This is a genomic window from Candidatus Poriferisocius sp., assembly GCF_965204145.1.
In the GTDB taxonomy this organism is placed as follows: domain Bacteria; phylum Actinomycetota; class Acidimicrobiia; order Acidimicrobiales; family Bin134; genus Poriferisocius.
Genome location: NZ_OZ241977.1, coordinates 376,495 through 393,360 on the forward strand (window position 1 = coordinate 376,495; position 16,866 = coordinate 393,360).

The following is a 16,866-nucleotide window of genomic DNA, read 5'->3' on the forward strand; positions in this document are numbered from 1 at the left end:
CCTCACCAGACCGGCCACGCAAAACTGAACCTCCCCGGCTATTGCGCAGTCTGCATAAAATCCGGGGAGCTTCCGTTCGCTCCTCAGGTGCGGGGGAGGGTGATGGTGGTGGTGTAGGTTCTGGGGCCTTTGCCGTGTGAGTTCTTCGCCCGCACGGAGACCTGGTAGGACTGGCCTGGCTCCAGGCCTCCGAAGGTGACTTCGGTTTTCTTCGCCTTCGGCCGTTTGATCTTGCCCTTGGTGCCGTCCATGGGCTTGACGTGTACGACATAGCCGGTGGGGGACGCCCCGGTGTCGGGGGCACCCCAGCTGACGGTCAGGCCGTAGGACGTTGCCGACAGCTCCACGTCTACCACCGGGCCGGGGAGCTTCGGGTCGGGGCGGAACACCACCCCGACCGGGTTTTCTTCTTGCGGGCTCGACGGCGGGGCCTGGTTCACCTGGGGCGGCGCGGGCACTGTGACCTCGAAGGTGTAGTCGCTGACCGACCCGCCGGTGTAGCCGGGGTCGGAGCCGGACACTGTGTAGGCGATGGTGGCGGTTCCGGCGCCCACCGCGGTAATGGTGAAGGTCTTGGGGCTGTAGTCGGCGTTGGGGCCGAACGTGGCTGACGCCGGGCTGACTGTGGCGACGGCGGGGTCGCTGCTTGAGGCCGTGACGGTCACCGTGTGGGTTTGGTCGTAGTCGTAGCAGTCGTCGGGGCTGGCCCCGTAGACCGGGGCGGGGTCGGTCGCCGGGTAGACGATGTTGCCGGCTGTCGCTCCTTGACTCAGCTCCAGGTCGGTGGCGGTAACCACCTCCGGGTCCAGGTCGGTCACCACCATCACGCCCGCCAGGTGCTTGTCGGCCACCGCCACGGTCACCGGGTCGATGGTCACCAGGTCCACGCCCACCGGCACCTTGGTGTAGGGGTCCACGGCCAGCGGCTCGTTGGTCACCGGGTCCCGGTCGACTCTTTGGTAGCCGGGGGAAAACGGCGCCTCGAGCCGGTGGGTGATCACCACCTCCTCATCGGCGGCGTCGTCGTCGAGCTCGGCGCGCGCCCACACCGTTTGGGGCACGTCCCAGTTCCTCGGAGTGAACTCCACGAAACCTCGCGACTGGGTGCCGGCGGGGAAATGGGTCCGAACCCGACAGGGCATGGCGCTGTCGGGGTAGATCCGCACCCAGCTCTCGGGCTGCGAGCTCAGCACGATCGTGTAGGAGCCGCTGGAGCCCTCGGTGGTGTGCACCTTGTCCGCCGTCTGGCTCACGCCGTCCACCACTATGTCCGGGAGGGTCACCACCACCCCGGGCTCCGCGGCCACGTCATTGTCCACAATGGTGACCACCGCCTCGGGGATGTCACCTCTTTGAGCGTTCCAGCTCATCGGGAACATTTTCAGCGTGAAGCTCTCGTCGCCCTCCGCCTCATCGTCGTCCTCGGTACGGATGTCGTAGGTGAACGAGGTCTCCCCCGCGGGGATCTCCACTATCAGATATCCGACGCCGAATTTGCAGTTGGCCGCCTCTTCCCGCTCCTCGTCGCTGATCGAGTCGTCATTCGGATCAAGCTGCGGACACTCGCCCAAGCTGTAATCGGTGTAGAAATCGGCGACGCTGTCATAATCCGGCCTCAACTGGAAGCGGACAGCCTCGGTCAAAGCCTCGGCCAAGCCCAACTCCACAGTCACCGTGTCGCCCTCGGCCACGCTGTAGGCCGCCGCAACCACCGTATCGCCGTCGACCGTCACAGTCGTCTCGGTCTCCGACTGGAAACTGACCCCGCCTGCCTGCCCGAGGGGGGTGCCGGTGTCGAACGCCCATGCGCCCGCCCCCGCCGCGCTCTGCGCGCGTATCCGCACCCGGTACTCGGTGCCGTTGTCCAAGCCGGTGATCGAGTGCGACGCGGCGGTGCGGGTGTGGGAGGCGTCCACCCAGCCCGAAGCGGCGGCGCCGGCCCTCACCGCGGCGGTGTCGGTGACCGCGCCGTTGCCGGTCGTGGGCGCAGAGGTGTAGTGCACGTCATAGCCCGACAGCACGCCGTCCGGGGCGGTCCACGACAGGCCCAGCGCCGTGTCGGCGGCGGTCACCGTCACACCCGTCGGCTTGGCCGCGGTGTCGTCGTCGGTGATCGTCACCGTCAGGGCCGGGCCCGCGGCGAACCCCTGGGCCGACGCGGTGAGCACCACCGTCTCGTGGGCCTCGACTGCGTCGTCGCCCACCGCGGCCAGGGTGGCGGTGCCCGTCGTGGCGTCTCGCGCGATGGTGATCGTGGCGGCCAGCGTGTAGTCGGCCGTCTCGGTGGCGGTGCCGGCCCTGGCCAAAGACACCTCCACACCATCCACCCCGGCGGCCTCGTTCAAAGTCGCGGTCACCACAACCGACCCCGCCGACTCTCCCACAGAGCGGACGGCGCCAGAAGACAGCGCCACCGTGGGCACGATGGTGCCCGTCACGGCGATTTCGACGATGGGGGGATCGTGCTTGGTCCAGCTCGAGGGGTCTTGGGGATTGGAGCCGGCCTTGCCGTACTGGCTGCCCTCGATGGACCAGCCGGCTGCCGCCCCGGCGTTTACGTCGGTGGACCGTGTCGCTATGAAGTCGGCCGTGGTGAAGTCGGTGGTGTACAGCACGAGGTAGTAAGTGGTGTTGGCGGCCAGTGCGGTGTTCTCCGGTGCCGCGAAGGACACCTTGCCCGCAGACAGGCTCTCCGGAACCGTCAGGCCCGCCAGCCGCGAGCCCGGCCCGCCGCCCGATGCGGCCGACCACAGCTCAGCCCTGAGCTTGCCCCTCTGTCCCGCGCCGAGCCCGTTCATCAGGCGAGCCTCGATGCTCGCCAGCGTGTAGCCCGCGAAGCTGGTTCCCGCCGTGAAGCCCTGGGCCAGCACAAAAGAGCCGCTCACACTGTCGCCGGTGCCGAGGGTGCGGCGACCGTCGCTCATCCCCACATTGGACACCAGCGTCGGCGCGCCGACCTGCGTGCCGGTGTCGCCTTGGGCTGCGGCGGTGGGCGGCGCCACCACCACAGACGACGCCGCCAGCGCGGCGGCCAGGAAAACGGCCAGCGGCGGCCGAGGGCGGGGCGAGGAGAACGCGAACCTCATGCCGGGAGCCCCGTCGATTCTCACGAGGCGAAATCGGTGGGGGGGGGGACGCTCCGGTCAAACAGCGAAGCTACTTTTGATCGACCTCGTCTTTGCGACATGACACCCCCGTTTTCACTACCAAGGTCGCATGTGAACTCAGAATGGTCAAGGAAGTACGCATATCAAGGCTGAATCTATTGAGCGATTGACCTATTGACTTTTGTGTGGCACGGCAACGCCGGCGCTGTCGGCACGGACTCCTTCGAGCTTGCGATCCCATTCGCCGGCTATCTGCATGGTGCGTTCCGCGAGCGGAAGCAAGTAGATTGATGGCAGGCATGGACTCACAGAACCAGAGCGAGAATCGCCGATCGTGCAGACAGCAGCAGAATCCTTTCAGATTGCCCTGAATCATCGTGAGCGGGTGCTTGCCTCGTGGGATGACCCGACTGATTGGGCCATCCTCGCAACATTCGGCTTTTACTGCCTGGAAGCATGCGTTGCCGCGGTTGCATTGCACTTGGGGCTTCCTCGTCCCAGAACCCATCCCCAGAAGGCGCAGGACGCTCGACAGTTTGCCTCGGAGCATGGCCTGCCAGATATCGGGGATTTGCTGTTTGACCTGAACGAAATGCGCAAACACGAGGCTTACGGAGACATTGATCCGCCCGAAAATCTCGATCCTCAAGACGTTGCTGCTGAAATTGACGAATACGTCGAAGCCGTGAACAGGTTCCTCACGCAATGACACGGCAGTTGGCGGCAGAAAAGATGGCAGACGCCCCAGAGGTATCGACTGATTGGTTAACCGCCGTGCAGAGGTGGCCCGATGATGCTGCGCGAGATTGGACACTCGGCGCCATCAAGCAGGCGATGGCTGATGAGACCATTGAAGCCATCGTTGCCACCGGATCTTCTGTTCGCGATGTCGAATTCAGCGAGGACCTGGATCTGGTGTATGTGTACCAGAAATGCCGTCCGGCACTGCCGAGGCCTCCGATCTCAATAGATCTTCGCGGATACGAAGAAGCCGAAGTCACACAGAAACTGGCAGAAGGCCACGATTACCTGTCGTGGACCGTTCGATACGGCCGGATTCTGTTTGAGCGGGGCTGTTGGTGGACAAACCTCAGAGCAGAATGGAACGACCGCCTCTCCCTGCCTTCAGTGTCTGAGGCCTGTTCACGGGCTGAGAAGGCCAAGTTCCTTTCGATGGAGTTACGCGAGGCTGGAGACGAAGACGCCGCTGATGAATTGCAGCTGTCGAGCTTGACTCACACTTGCCGGGCTGCACTGAGTCGAGCTCACATATTTCCGAGGTCGCGCCCAGAACTCGACGGTCAGTTGCGCGAGATCGGCGAACATAGCCTTGCAGATCAACTCGTCGGCGCACTGGAACGCCGTCGGGCAAGACAACGCATCCAGCCCTAGGTGGTCCAGTTCAACTAGGGCTCAAGAACTTTGTTCGGATCAGGTGCGGGGGAGGGTGATGGTGGTGGTGTAGGTTCTGGGGCCTTTGCCGTGTGAGTTCTTCGCCCGCACGGAGACCTGGTAGGACTGGCCTGGCTCCAGGCCTCCGAAGGTGACTTCGGTTTTCTTCGCCTTCGGCCGTTTGATCTTGCCCTTGGTGCCGTCCATGGGCTTGACGTGTACGACATAGCCGGTGGGGGACGCCCCGGTGTCGGGGGCGCCCCAGCTGACGGTCAGGCCGTCGGACGTTGCCGTAAGCTCCACGTCTGTCACCGGGCCGGGCAGCTTGGGGTCGGGGCGGAACACCACCCCGACCGGGTTTTCTTCTTGCGGGCTCGACGGCGGGGCCTGGTTCACCTGGGGCGGCGCAGGCACCGTGACCTCGAAGGTGTAGTCGCTGACCGACCCGTAGGCGGGGTCGGAGCCGGACACTGTGTAGGTGATGGTGGCGGTTCCGGTTCCCTCGGCGGTAATGGTGAAGGTCTTGGGGCTGTAGTCGGCGTTGGGGCCGAACGTGAACGACGCCGGGCTCACCACAGCGACCGCGGGGTCGCTGCTTGAGGCCGTGACGGTCACCGTGTGGGTTGCGTCGTAGTCGTAGCAGTCGTCGGGACTCTCCCCGTAGACCGGGGTGGGGTCGGTCGCCGGGTAGACGATGTTGCTGGCCGTCGACCCCTTGATCAGATCCAGGTCGGTGGCTTCCACCACCTCCGGGTCCAGGTCGGTCACCACCATCACGCCCGCCAGGTGCTTGTCGGCCACCGCCACGGTCACCGGGTCGATGGTCACCAGGTCCACGCCCACCGGCACCTTGGTGTCCGGGTGTACGGCCAGCGGCTCGTTGGTCACCGGGTCCCTGTCGACTCTTTGGTACCTGGGGGAAAATGGTGCCTCGAGCCGGTGGGTGATGACGACTTCCTCATCGGCGGCGTCGTCGTCGAGTTCGGCGCGCGCGTACACCGTTTGGGGCACGTCCCAGTTGCGCGGGGTGAACTCCACATAGCCGCGGGACTGGGTGCCGGCGGGGTATTTGGTGCGAACCTTGCACTCCATGGCGCTCTCGGGATAGATCCGCACCCAGCTCTCGGGCTGCGAGGCCAGCACGATGGTGTAGGAGCCGCTGGAACCCTCGGTGGTGTGCACCTTGTCCGCGGTCTGGGTGACGCCGTCCACCACTATGTCCGGGAGGGTTACCACCACCCCGGGTTCCGCGGCCATGTCATTGTCCACAATGGTGACCACCGCCTTGGGCACCACACCCCGCTTGGCGTTGTAGCTCATCGGGAAGATGTTCAGCGTGAAGCTCTCGTCGCCCTCGGCCTCCTCGTCGTCCTCGGTGCGGATCTCATAGGTGAACGAGGTCTCCCCCGCCGGGATCTCCGCAATCACATACCCCACGCCGAACCGGCAATTCGCCGCCTCCGCCCGCTCCTCGTCGGTGATCGAGTCGTCATTCGGATCGAGCATCGGGCACTCGCCCAAGCTGTAGTCGGTGTAGAAATCGGCCACGCTGTCATAGTCCGGCACCATCTGGAAGCGGACAGCCTCAGTTTGGGCCTCGGGCAAGCCCAATTCGACAGTGACCGTGTCGCCCTCGGCCACGCTATAGGCCGCCGCAATCACCGTGTCGCCGTTGACGGTCACTGTCGTCTCCGTCTCCGATCGGAAACTGATCCCGAAATCCTCCCGCGGCGGCACATACTCCTCGGCGTACACAGCTATGCGCATGGCGTTGTTGCTCGTGCTCCAAGAAGCGGAGTCGTCCGGCTCGTTGCGGCTCGACTGGAAATGCCGTCTGTTCGCTATCGACCAGCCGGCTGCGGCCCCGGCGTCCTCGTTGTCGGAATTGGTCACGCTCGGCCTGAGATTGGTGGCGTCGGTGGTGTAGACCACCACGAAGTAGTCCGTGTTCGCCGAGAGCGTGGTGTCTGCCGGCGCGGCGAACGACACCGTGCCCGCTGACAGAGCCCCCGACGGGACCGTAAGGCTCACCACCTTCGAGTCCGGCCCGCCGCCCGTCGCTGCCGACCACAACTCAACCCGAAGCTTCGCAGCCTGGTCGGCAGTCGCACTCGAGCCTAGGACAACCCCAATGCTCGACAGCGTGTAGCCCTCGGAGTGGCTGCCCGCCCTGAACCCCTGGGCCGGTACAGAACGAGAAGTACGGGTGAACGTCGTGCCCGACTGCCCCGTATTGCTCACCAGCGCCGTGTCCTGCGCCGAGCCGGAGGGCGGCGCCACCACGACGAGAGACGCCGCCAGAGCGGCGACTAGGAAGGCGGTCAGCAGCAGCCGAGAAAATGCGGGCTTCTTGCCGGGGCTCCTTCGGTTGTCACGAAGCGAAATCGGTGGGGGGGGGGGGGGGGATTGCCGCTTCTGTCAGGCAGCACAGCCTCTTGTCTTCGACCTCGTCCTTGCGACATGACACCCCGCCTTTCCCACCAGAAATCGCGTGTGAATCCAGGTCAATTTAGCGAAGATATCTATCAATACTGAATCTATCGAGCAATCGACCTATTGATTTTCGAATGATACTGCGCGAAACGTCGAATTCCTAGCCTCTAGGCCTTGGGAGGAACGGTGACCTCGATCTTGGTCCACTTGCCGCCGCCGGCTTCGTTCTTGGCCCGCACGTAGATGGTGTGGGTTCCGGCTTTGACCTTGCCGAAAGTCACGCTGGTGGCGTCGGCGTCGACTCGTTTGATCTTCGCCTTGCCCTTGTTGGGGGTCTTCAGGCGAACGACGTATTGGTCGGGCTCGCCGCCGTCTTGGGGCGCCGACCACGTCACGGTGACCCTCTTGCCGTCGATGGTTGCCTGCACGTCTTGTACTGCGCCGGGCTCGGCCGGTGGCTCGGGGGCCGTCGCCTCCTCAGCCGCCGGCGCTTGTTGCTGTTGCTGTTGTCCTCCGAGCACCTGATTTTGGGGATTTTGGGGCGGGCTGCCCTGCATCTGCGCGGGGGTGCCTCGGATGGTGGGCGACCAGTAGCCCCGGCCGAGGCCGTTGAAGGCCGCCACCTGCACTTCGTACACCTGGTCGTTGGTCAGGCCCTCGATGGTGTAGGTCACCACGTCGCCCACGTCCTGGCTCTGAGCCTCAGACCACGGGCAGCACGGGTCGTCGGGCAGAGGCCGCCAGCGCACCTCATAGCCGGTGATGGCGGCGTTGGGGGCACCCGTGCTCTCCGGCGGGTCCCAGCTCACCACCAGCGACGCGTCGGCCGACACTGCCAGCACGTTGGGCGGCCAGCCGGGCGTTGTTTGCGTATAGAAAGTGGCGGTGGCCCACGCGCCGGTGCCGGAGTTGTTCTTGCCCGCCACCCGCACCGCGTAGTCCACGTTCTGGCGCAGCCGGGCGTGGATCTTGGCGCCGCTGGTGGTCAGGCCGGTGACGCCTTCGGTGCTCCACTGCGGCGCCGACTCCCCGCTGCTGATCTCGCGGTACTCGAGCACCGCCTCGGTGGCGCCGGTGGGCAGGGTGTAGGTGAGCGTGATGAGGTGCTTTTGGTCGGACGCTTCCTGTTCGAGCGCGAGGCCGGTGGGCGCCGCCATGCGCCCGCTGGGCCCGGCGCGCACCACGTTGAGGTTGTAGCCGCGCATGTTCCCGTATTCAGACGCCACGAGGATCTCGAAGTAGTTGGGCCCGACGGCGAGGCTGATGGCGTCGCTGGCGGTGCCGCTGGCCACCTCGGCGCCCTTGTAGGTGATCGTCGCCTTGTCGTTGTTGGCGGTGGGGGTGAACGTGACGCTCGACACCGAGTTGGCCACCGTGGCCGTGTAGACGACGTCGCTCCACTTCTGGGGCTCGAACGCGGGCGAAAGCGTGCCCGACGACAGGGTCAGCGACTTCAGGCTCGAGTCGGTGGAGGCCAAGGCGGCGGTCTTGGTGAGCGACACCCAGTCGCTGTAGGCGCCCAGCGACTCGGAATAGGAGCGGACCTGGAAATCGTAGGTCTCGCCCACAACCAGCCCGTCGATGTTGTAGTAGTTGTAGTCGGGGGCGATCCCGCCCTGCTCGCTGGGCTGCCACGCCCCGGCCGGCTGGCCGCTCTGGGCGGCGACACGCCAGCGGACGTAGTAGCAGCTTATGTCTCTGCGGTACTCCGGGGGCTCCCACTGCACATACGACTCGATCAGCCGAACGATCTCGCCCTGCGAGTTGCGGGTCCGATGCTCCGAGCTGAGCGCAACCAGATTCGACGGCTCGTCGGGCTGTGATCCGGCGGCTGCGGGCGCAGCCGGCAACACCAACAGCGCCGCCAGCAGCACAGACGCCAGCGCAGACGCCAGCCATTTCCGGGTTGTTCGCATTCCTGGGACCTCCTCCAGAGTCGGGTTTTTCGGCTATTGGTCTTCGGTGTCGGTTGATTCTTCGGTGTCGGTGTCGGTGATGGAGCAGTGGTCTTGGGCGAGGGCGGCGGGGGAGTCGCCCAAGTCGAGGGCGTCCAGGGAGGCGCAGGCGTCAGCGAGGGCGGCGAGGAATTGGGGGTGGTCGGTGAATGCGGCCCTCAGGGCGTTGTGCCGGGCGACGGCCTCTCTTCGGGTGTAGGGCAGGGCGCAGACGTCGGCCACTCCGTCGCCGTCGCTGTCGAAGGGATAGGTGGTGGAGCCGCCGAGGCTGTGGTTGACGCAGAACTGCGGGCTGTCGATCGGCCCGGAATAGAACTGGCGGGCCGAGGCGGCGTCCACCGGGTGGGGCACGGGCGACACGTCGGATATGTCGTCGGGGTCTTGCGCGTGGCGGCCGCAGGCGTCTTCGGCGAGTTGCTCTTCGGTGTCGCCCAGATCAGTGGGCGCCGACGCGCAGGTGCCGGCGGTGGACTCGTCGACGCCGGCGGTGCGGGGATCGTCGCGCATGCCGAACAGGGCGTCGCGGAACAGGCCCTGGTTCTGGTCGGCCAACTGCTCCAGGGCCTGTTGGCGGGCGACGGCCTCCCGGCGGGTGTAGGGCAGGGCGCAGACGTCGGCCACTCCGTCGTCGTCGCTGTCGAAGGGATAGGTGGTGGGGCCGCCCAGGCTGAGGTTGGTGCAGTAGTCGGGGCCGTCGATGACCCCGGAGTAGTACCGATCGCCAGTGTCATCGTCGGTGTCGTCGGTGTCGTCGGTGTCATCGGTGTCGTCGGTGTCATCGGTGTCGTCGGTGTCATCGTCGGGGCCGGGGCCGGGGCCGGGTCCAGGTCCAGGGCCAGGTCCAGGTCCAGGTCCGGGTCCGCGGGGCGGCGTCCGCGTGGTGCCTTCGTCGTCGTCGATGGTGATGGTCAGCGGTCTCGTGCCGGCTTCGTCGACTCCGGGCGGCAGGGTCCCCAGCGCCACGGTGAAGGTCTCGTCGATGGCGTCGTCGTCTTCATGGGTTTCGATCTCGCCGGTGCCGCTGGTGGCGCCTGCTGCGATCGTGATGCTCGCCAGTGCGCCGCGGTCGGCGTCTTCGGCCGTGCCGTTGGTGATGGTGAGGGGGATGACGACCTCTTCGGACAGTGCCGCGGTGAGCGTGGCCGTGATGGTCACGGCGTCGCCTTCGGGCACTGGGTTGGGCGACGCCGAGAGCGACACGGCGTTCCTGTCGGGGTCGGTGATGGTCACGACCACCGAGTCGGGGGTGCCTCTGGTCACCGAAGACGGCAGCGTGTCGCCGAGGGCCACGGTGAACGTCTCGTCTTCCGTGTCGCCGTCGTCGGTTGTGGTGATCGTGGCGGTGAAGGTGGTCGACACGTTGTCGATGGGGATGTTCGCCAGAGCGCCGTAGTCGCCCGGCTCGGCCGTGCCCGCCGTCAGCACTATCGGGATCGTCTTGGTGGGGATGTCGAGCCGCTCCGACAGCGAGATGGTCACGGTGACGGCTGATCCCTCTGTGACGGGGGAGGTGGCCCCCAGCGACACGGTGGGCAGCGCCGACACCGTGACGGCCACCGAATCGATGGTGAGGCCGGTCGGGTAGCCGGTTTGCGCGGTGCTGATGGTGTGGCTGATGGTGGCCGTGCCGGCGGCCACGCCGGTGACGGTGACCGTCTGGGGCTGGTTCCAGTTCCCCGTTGTGAAGTCCAGCGAGGACGGGCTGACGGTCGCCTTGTCGGTGGCGTCGGAGGCGAGCCCGATGGTCACGGTGCCGCCGGGCTGCGCTCCGTCGAGCTTGACGGTGTAGGTGACGGTGCCGCCGGTCGCAACGGTGACCGCCGACCGGTCCACGACCACGGCGCCGTCGTTGTCGTTGATGGTCAGCGTGGCCTGCGAGCTGTTGCCGCTGGGGTCTCGGCGGTAGTGGTCGCCGAGGTCGTCGACTGGGTTGTCGGCGGCGGCGAGGCGCAACAAGATCGTCTCAGCGCCCTCGACGTCGGAGTCGTCGGTGATCGCCACCGACACGTTCTTGGTGGTGGACGAGTCCGAAGGGCCGAAGGTCACCGATTTGGTGGCGATGGTGTAGTCGGCGCCCTCGGCCGCGGTGCCGGTGCTCACCACCTCGATGCCGAACGTGGTCTGCGCTTTGGGCAGCGCGCTCACGGTGACGGGCACCAAGAGCGTGCCGGCCCCCTCGGCCACGTCCGCGGTGTAGGTGGCGGTAGCGTCGGCGGCGTTGCCGAAGGCGATCTTCGCGTCCTCGGCGTCGGTGTCGGTGATGGTCACCTTGGCGCAGGTGGGGATCTCGTCGCAGGTCTCGTAGTCGGGCTCGACAGAGTTGTCGGTGGGCACCGCAGCCCACCCGGCGGTGCTGGTGGAGATCGTGACGTAGTAGTGCTCGGCGCCCTCCACGCGGTCGTCGTCGGCGAGCGGCTCGCTCAGCGTCGCAGTGCGCTTGCCCGCGGCCACGGTCAGCGTGGCCGGCGGCGAGTCGCGGTCGGCCGCGTTGGCCAGCCCGGCGTCGGCAGACGGCTGCGGTCTGGGCACATTGGGGGGCAGCGTGCCGACGTGGATGCGGCCCGCGACGCGGCTGCGGTCCACTGCGAACTCCAGCCCGCCGGTCGGCGCTATGTCGCCCAGCGTCACGGTCAGCTCGGCGTTGCCGCCCTCTTCGCCCGTCGCCGACATCTGGATCTGGTAGTTCTTCACCGCGGTCTTCACGGTGACGTCCACCGAGCCGAGCTGGGCCAGCGACCCGTAGGTGGTGTCGTCGGAGGCGATCGCGTGGGTGATCGTCGCCGAGCCGGCGGCGACGCCGGTGACCGTGAACATCTGCGGGGTCTGATAGTTGCTGGAGTCGAAGGTCAAACTGGCCGGCGCGACGGTTGCGATGGTGGTGGTCCCGCTGGTCGGCGTGATGGTCACATCCGCGGTCGGCGCAGCGCCGCGCAGGCTCACCGTGTAGGTCGCGGTCTCGCCGGGCACCAGATCAGACGCCAGCGCGCCCACGGTGACGCCCACTGCGGAGTCGTTGATGCGCAGATCCAGCGTCTCGGTGGTCAGCGTCTCGTCGTCGTCGGTGCTCCCGTCGCCATCAGCGTCGCGAACCGCATCGGCGCGCAGAGCAAGCTGCTCCTCTCTGCCGCCGTCCCGGCTGGGAGGGTCGCTGTTGATGCGCAGCGTTCCCGTCGCCGTTGTCTGCCCCTCCTCAATCGTGAACGTGGCCGGCAGCACATAGTCGTTCGGACATGCGAAGACGTTGTAGTTGAACGGGGAGGTGCCGCATTGCTGGTTGATGGCCATGCGGAACCTGCCCTCGGTCACATGGACATTCTCCGCCGTGACCTGCCAGCCGCGCGGGCCCACGGGAATGTCGGCGGTCGCCGTCACCGTCACATCGGTGCCCTCGACCACCGGGTACCGCAGCGCGCCCGACGACCTGTCGCCCGTGCGATTGATCGACAGCGTCACCGTGCTCACAACGTCGTCGCTGACGATCGTGGCCGTCGCCTTCGACCCGTTGGCGTCGCGTGCGTAGTAGTCGCCCAAGTCGTTGACCGGGCTGTCGGCTGCCGCTACCGCTAACTCGACGGTCTCGTTGTCCTCCTCGACCGTGTCGTCCACAGTCGCCAAGGTCAGGAACGCAAGGTGGGGCCCGGCACCACTGAATTCGGCCGGGTCGAACGTCACCTGCCTGGCCGCCACGCCAACGGACTGCACGTCGTAGTCCTTGGGATTGCCCGCCGTGTTGGTCGAATCGGCGCTGTCGCGTGCCGGCCCGGACAGATCAATGGCGAACGTCACCGCGCTCTCGGGCAGGAAGTTGATCGCGAAGGTCAGCGTGGTCGCCTCGCCCTCGTTCAGACTCAGCGCCGACTTCGTGGTCGAATCCGGCAGCACCGACAAATCGGTCAGGCTGATGGCGATCTTCGCGTCGTCCTGCTCGTCGTCGTCGATGTCGATGTTCGCAACCGACGAGAAGTGATGGCGTGCGTAGTGGTCGCCCAGGTCGTCGACTGGGTTGTCGGCCGCCTCGATGTTCAGGGTGATCGTCTGATCGTTCTCGACCAGCTTGTCGTCGACGAGAGTGATCTCGAGGTTCTTGGTCCGCGAGCCCGAGTCAGTGAACTCGAACGACTTGCTTTTGATGGAGTAGTCGGTCTTCTCCGTCGCATCGCTCGCAACGTTGACCGTGACGGTGAACGTCACAGCGCTCTCGGGCAGAGCGCTGATCGTGATGGGCACCTCCAGCTTCCCGCCCGTCAAGTCCTCATCCACATTACGATAGAGGAAGGCCGTCGAGTCCGGATCGCTGCCGAACGCGATCTTCGCCTTGGGCCGCTCGTCGTCTTGGATCGTGACGGTCGCCTCCGATGCCACGCCGTCGGTATCGCCATTGCTCGCCGTGTTGCGCATGTAGTAGGTGCCCAGATCGCCGCTCGAGTCGTCGATCTGGAGCAGGATCGTCTGGTCTTCCTCCACCAAGGCGTCGTTGGTGATCGTGATCTCCAAGTACTGGGTGGTGTTGTCGGTCGGGCCGAAGGTCACCGAACTGGTCACGATGCGGAAATCGCCATCCACCTCGGGCGGCCCGGGGGCGTAGGGCGTGGCCGTGCCGCCGGGGCTGGTCCGCAAGCTGACCGTGAAAGTCGTGTTGGTCTCGGGCCTGTGGCTGATCGTGATCGGGACCGACAGCTTCCGCCCGCTCACGTTCTCCACCACCGACGGCGTCAACTCCGCCGTCGCCGCAGGGTCGGTCCCGAACGCGATCTTCGCATTGGCCGGTTCGTCGTCTTGGATCGTGACGGTCGCCGTCGACCCGCTGGCGTGGCGGGCATACAGGTCGCCCACGTCGTTGACCGGGTTGTCGGCCGCGGCTATGCGCAGCTTGATCGTCTGGTCGCCCTCCACCAGATTGTCGTTGGTGAGTGTGACCGTCACGTTCTTGGTGTATTTGCCGCTCGAATTGGCGGTGTCGCTCGGGCCGAAGGTCACCGACGACGGGATGCTGTAGTCCGTGTCCTTCGTGGCCGTGCCCCCCGTTACCTCTACGGTGAAACTCGTGGAAACGGCAGGCCGCGCGCTAACCGTCACGGGCACGTTCAGCGACGTGCCGTCCTCCGCCTTCGACGGCGTCAACGCTGTCGTGGCACTTGCATCGCTCCCGAACGCGATCTTCGCCTCGGTCTGGTCGTTGATCGTGACCGTGGCGGTGGCCGTGCCGGAGGGCGCAGCGTTCCATCCCGTCGCACTGGTCGAGATCGTGACGGTGAACTTCTCGGTGCCCTCCACCAGCGTGTCGGTGGCGAGCGGCACGCTCAGCGTCGCCGTCGTGTCTCCCTGGGCGACCGTGACGCTCGTGGGCGGCGAACTCCGGTCGGGAGCAACGGCATCGACATCATCGCTGGCAGTCGTGGCGCCGTAGGCCACGCTGAGCGTGTGACCAGCGGAGTCCGTCGGCGCCCGTCCCAGCGTCACCGTCAGATCCACGGTGTCGCCCTCGTTCCCCGACGCTGTCGAGGTGATGGCGAACGTCTTGGTCGACGGGTTCACCGTCAACGCGACCTCGCCGATGGCCAGCGTCTTCGGATACTTCCCGGCAGCGTTGCCCGTCGTCACCGCGTGGGTCACCTTCAACCCGGTGCCCGCCGCCTTGCCGGTGATCGTCACGGTCTGGGGCTGGTTCCAGTTGGACGTGGTGAAGGTCAGCTTGTTGTTGGCCGCCGCGGTCGACACCGTCGCCTTGGCCGTGTTGCTGCTCGTCGGAGTGATCACCACGTTGCCAGTCGGCTGCGAGTTCAGCTTGACCGTGTAGGAGGTCATCTCGCCCACCTCCACCGTGCGCGCCGTCTGGCTGATCGTCACCCCGCGGGTGTCGTCGTCGACGATGGTCACCGTCAGCGACCCCGACGTGTGGCCCGTCGCCGTGGCCTCCAGAACCAGCGTCTCGTTGTCCTCGTCCACCTTGTCGTCGGTGATGGTCAACATCGCCGTGCCGGTGGTCTCGTTGTTCGCGACGGTGATCGTCCCTGCCAGCGTGTAGTCGGTCATATCGGTCGCCGTGCCCGACTTGGCCAGCGTCACCGTCACCCCGCCGGTGCCTGCCGCCTCGCTCAGCGTCGCGGTGATCGTCTTCGATCTGTTGCCCGCAGCCTCGCCCACCGTGCCGCTGGAGATCGTCAGCGTCACCTTCGGCTTGCGCGTGATGGTGACGGTGTAGGTCTTCGTGGTCTCCCCGTCCTCCGCGGTGACCTCGACTTCGAGTTCGTTGGCGCCCACGTCGAGGGCGATGGCGGTGCTGTCCATGCCGCTGGTCACCGCCGTGCCCTCCACCGTGACCGACGCCGTGCTGTCGTCCACCGTCGGCCGCAGCTTCACATGGGTGCGGCCGTTCTCCACCGTGGCCGTATACGACGTGGTGTCCTTGTCAAAAGTCGACGGGCTCAGCGTCAACGCCTCGAACGTCGCGCCCGCACCGGTGGCGCTCTTCGCGGTCAACCCGCTCAGATCGGCGTTGGTGGAAACTATTGCCTCGCCGTTGACGCTGATGAGCAAGGTGTGGCCGTTGGTTGCGGCAGCCCATGTGTTGGAGCCCAGATTGTCCGGGGCCGCGCCAACAGAGATGTGGCCGTCGGCAAGGCTCCATCCCGCGGCACCGCCTTCGTCCTCGTCATCATCGTCAATGCTGGTTACCTGGAATACGGAGTTTTCGTTAATGGTGTATATGACCAGGAAGTAGGTCGTGTCTTTCGTGAGCGTGGAGTCGTCAGGGGCTTGAAGCAAAACTTTGCCTATTTCGAAGCTGGCCGGAACCGTCAGGTCAAAGGCTTTCGTGCCCGGTGTGCCCTGAGCATTGGCCTCCCACACTTGCGCCCGGATCCTTCTCCGCTGGGTTGGAGGCGGTTTGTTCTCGGCGGTCACTTCGATGTCCGACAGCGTGTAGCCCGCGGCATTGGATCCCGTTGTGAACCCTTGGGCAAACGTCACATTGCTGGCGGTCGAAGCGGTACCCGTCGTAGACGAGGTTTCTCGCTGCGCCGTGTTGCTCACCAATTTGGCGTCGGTGGAGGTGACTTGGGTGGCCGTCACCCAGTTGGTCCAGTCGCTGGATGTATGTCCGGAGTGCCCTGTGCTCCGTACCTGGAACTCGTAGACAGAGCCGGACGTCAGCCCTGTGACGGTCTTGCTTATTTGTGCGCCACTCTCACCTGAGTAGGTCTGGGCACTGGGGGTGTCGGTGCTGCCCTGCACGCGGTACTCGAGCCGGTAGTTCTGTGCTGCGGGAGTCCCTGCCCTACTCCAAGACACCGTCGCGCTGGTTGAGCTTGCCATCGTCGCTGTGAGGCCTGTCGGCGTTTCCAACTGGTGGCTGGCCTGCGCGGGAGGGGGGGTGCCGTCGCCGATGAAGAAAACCGCCAAGAGCACCAGCGTGGCGACCAGGAGCTTAATCCAGTGGTGGGTTCGGGAGCAGGGCAACTGAAGCTGATCTTCCATGTCATTCCGCCTTTAGCTGGGGGGGGGGGGGGCCGTCTCCATCAGGCAGGACAGCCGCTTTCATCCGACCTCCCCCTTTAGACCTGACCCCCTGCCATTCCCCGCCAAATCGCATAGAACGGCAGGTAACTTAGCCGAGCTATCTATTGATGCTAAGTTCTTCTAAAGATTTCTCTATTAATTTTCATATGAAACTACAGCCGCGAGCCCTCCCGCAGCCGGGGACTGACGAGGGCGCGCCGAATGGGTTAGACGGCTTCGGCAGGGGGTCACGCCAACACAGCAAGGCCCAGCACAGGCGCGCAGCGCCCGCCGCCAACGTCAACAGCAATGGCCGCGCCCGCGCCCGCAACCGGGAGTGCCTGGCTAGAGCAGGGCGCTTCATGAACTCGTCGGCCAGGCTTCCTTCCAGCTGTAGACGATCCGAGCGGGGCATCATGCTGACCGGGTTGCGAGGCGTCGGCAAACGGCCGCCGACGGCTACCCCTACTTTCTCCAGGTAT

The 16,866-nt window shown here is 65.8% G+C and carries 6 protein-coding genes and 1 pseudogene; 2 read left to right on the forward strand and 5 right to left on the reverse strand.

Annotated elements, in window-relative coordinates:
• Nucleotides 1-83 precede the first annotated feature (83 nt).
• The gene (locus tag ACOGI7_RS01685) at nucleotides 84-3,086 is read right to left on the reverse strand and encodes a fibronectin type III domain-containing protein (protein WP_419850199.1); all 3,003 of its coding nucleotides are present in this window, start codon (nucleotides 3,084-3,086) and stop codon (nucleotides 84-86) included.
• Nucleotides 3,087-3,441: 355 nt separating this feature from the next.
• On the opposite strand from ACOGI7_RS01685, the gene ACOGI7_RS01690 reads away from it, so the two are divergent.
• Together ACOGI7_RS01690 and ACOGI7_RS01695 are read left to right on the forward strand one after the other, a co-directional pair.
• The gene (locus ACOGI7_RS01690; RefSeq protein ID WP_419850200.1) at nucleotides 3,442-3,816 is read left to right on the forward strand and encodes a hypothetical protein; all 375 of its coding nucleotides are present in this window, start codon (nucleotides 3,442-3,444) and stop codon (nucleotides 3,814-3,816) included.
• On the forward strand, nucleotides 3,813-4,499 hold the full coding sequence (locus tag ACOGI7_RS01695; RefSeq protein ID WP_419850201.1) for a hypothetical protein: 687 nt from the start codon (nucleotides 3,813-3,815) through the stop codon (nucleotides 4,497-4,499). Before ACOGI7_RS01690 ends, ACOGI7_RS01695 begins: the two co-directional genes overlap by 4 nt.
• 39 nt (nucleotides 4,500-4,538) lie before the next feature.
• Here ACOGI7_RS01695 and ACOGI7_RS01700 read toward each other — a convergent pair whose 3' ends face one another.
• From ACOGI7_RS01700 to ACOGI7_RS01715, 4 genes and pseudogenes are all read right to left on the reverse strand, one after another.
• Entirely contained in the window at nucleotides 4,539-6,782 is a 2,244-nt protein-coding gene (locus ACOGI7_RS01700) for a choice-of-anchor R domain-containing protein (protein ID WP_419850202.1), read from the reverse strand.
• Nucleotides 6,783-7,099: 317 nt separating this feature from the next.
• Nucleotides 7,100-8,848: a fibronectin type III domain-containing protein gene (locus tag ACOGI7_RS01705; protein WP_419850203.1), complete on the reverse strand. Its 1,749-nt coding sequence runs from the start codon at nucleotides 8,846-8,848 to the stop codon at nucleotides 7,100-7,102.
• Between the two features lie 33 nt (nucleotides 8,849-8,881).
• Entirely contained in the window at nucleotides 8,882-15,958 is a 7,077-nt protein-coding gene (locus ACOGI7_RS01710; RefSeq protein WP_419851440.1) for a Calx-beta domain-containing protein, read from the reverse strand.
• A 6-nt stretch (nucleotides 15,959-15,964) separates the two neighbouring features.
• Nucleotides 15,965-16,363 (reverse strand): annotated as a pseudogene (locus ACOGI7_RS01715) (fibronectin type III domain-containing protein); the annotation flags it as partial.
• Nucleotides 16,364-16,866: the final 503 nt, after the last annotated feature.

What these genes read in the sequence shown, in the direction of transcription:
- ACOGI7_RS01685 (WP_419850199.1), bottom strand. Translation starts at nt 3,086, where the DNA reads ATGAGGTTCGCGTTCTCCTCGCCCCGCCCTCGGCCGCCGCTGGCCGTT.
- ACOGI7_RS01695 (WP_419850201.1), top strand. Translation starts at nt 3,813, where the DNA reads ATGACACGGCAGTTGGCGGCAGAAAAGATGGCAGACGCCCCAGAGGTA.
- ACOGI7_RS01705 (WP_419850203.1), bottom strand. Translation starts at nt 8,848, where the DNA reads ATGCGAACAACCCGGAAATGGCTGGCGTCTGCGCTGGCGTCTGTGCTG.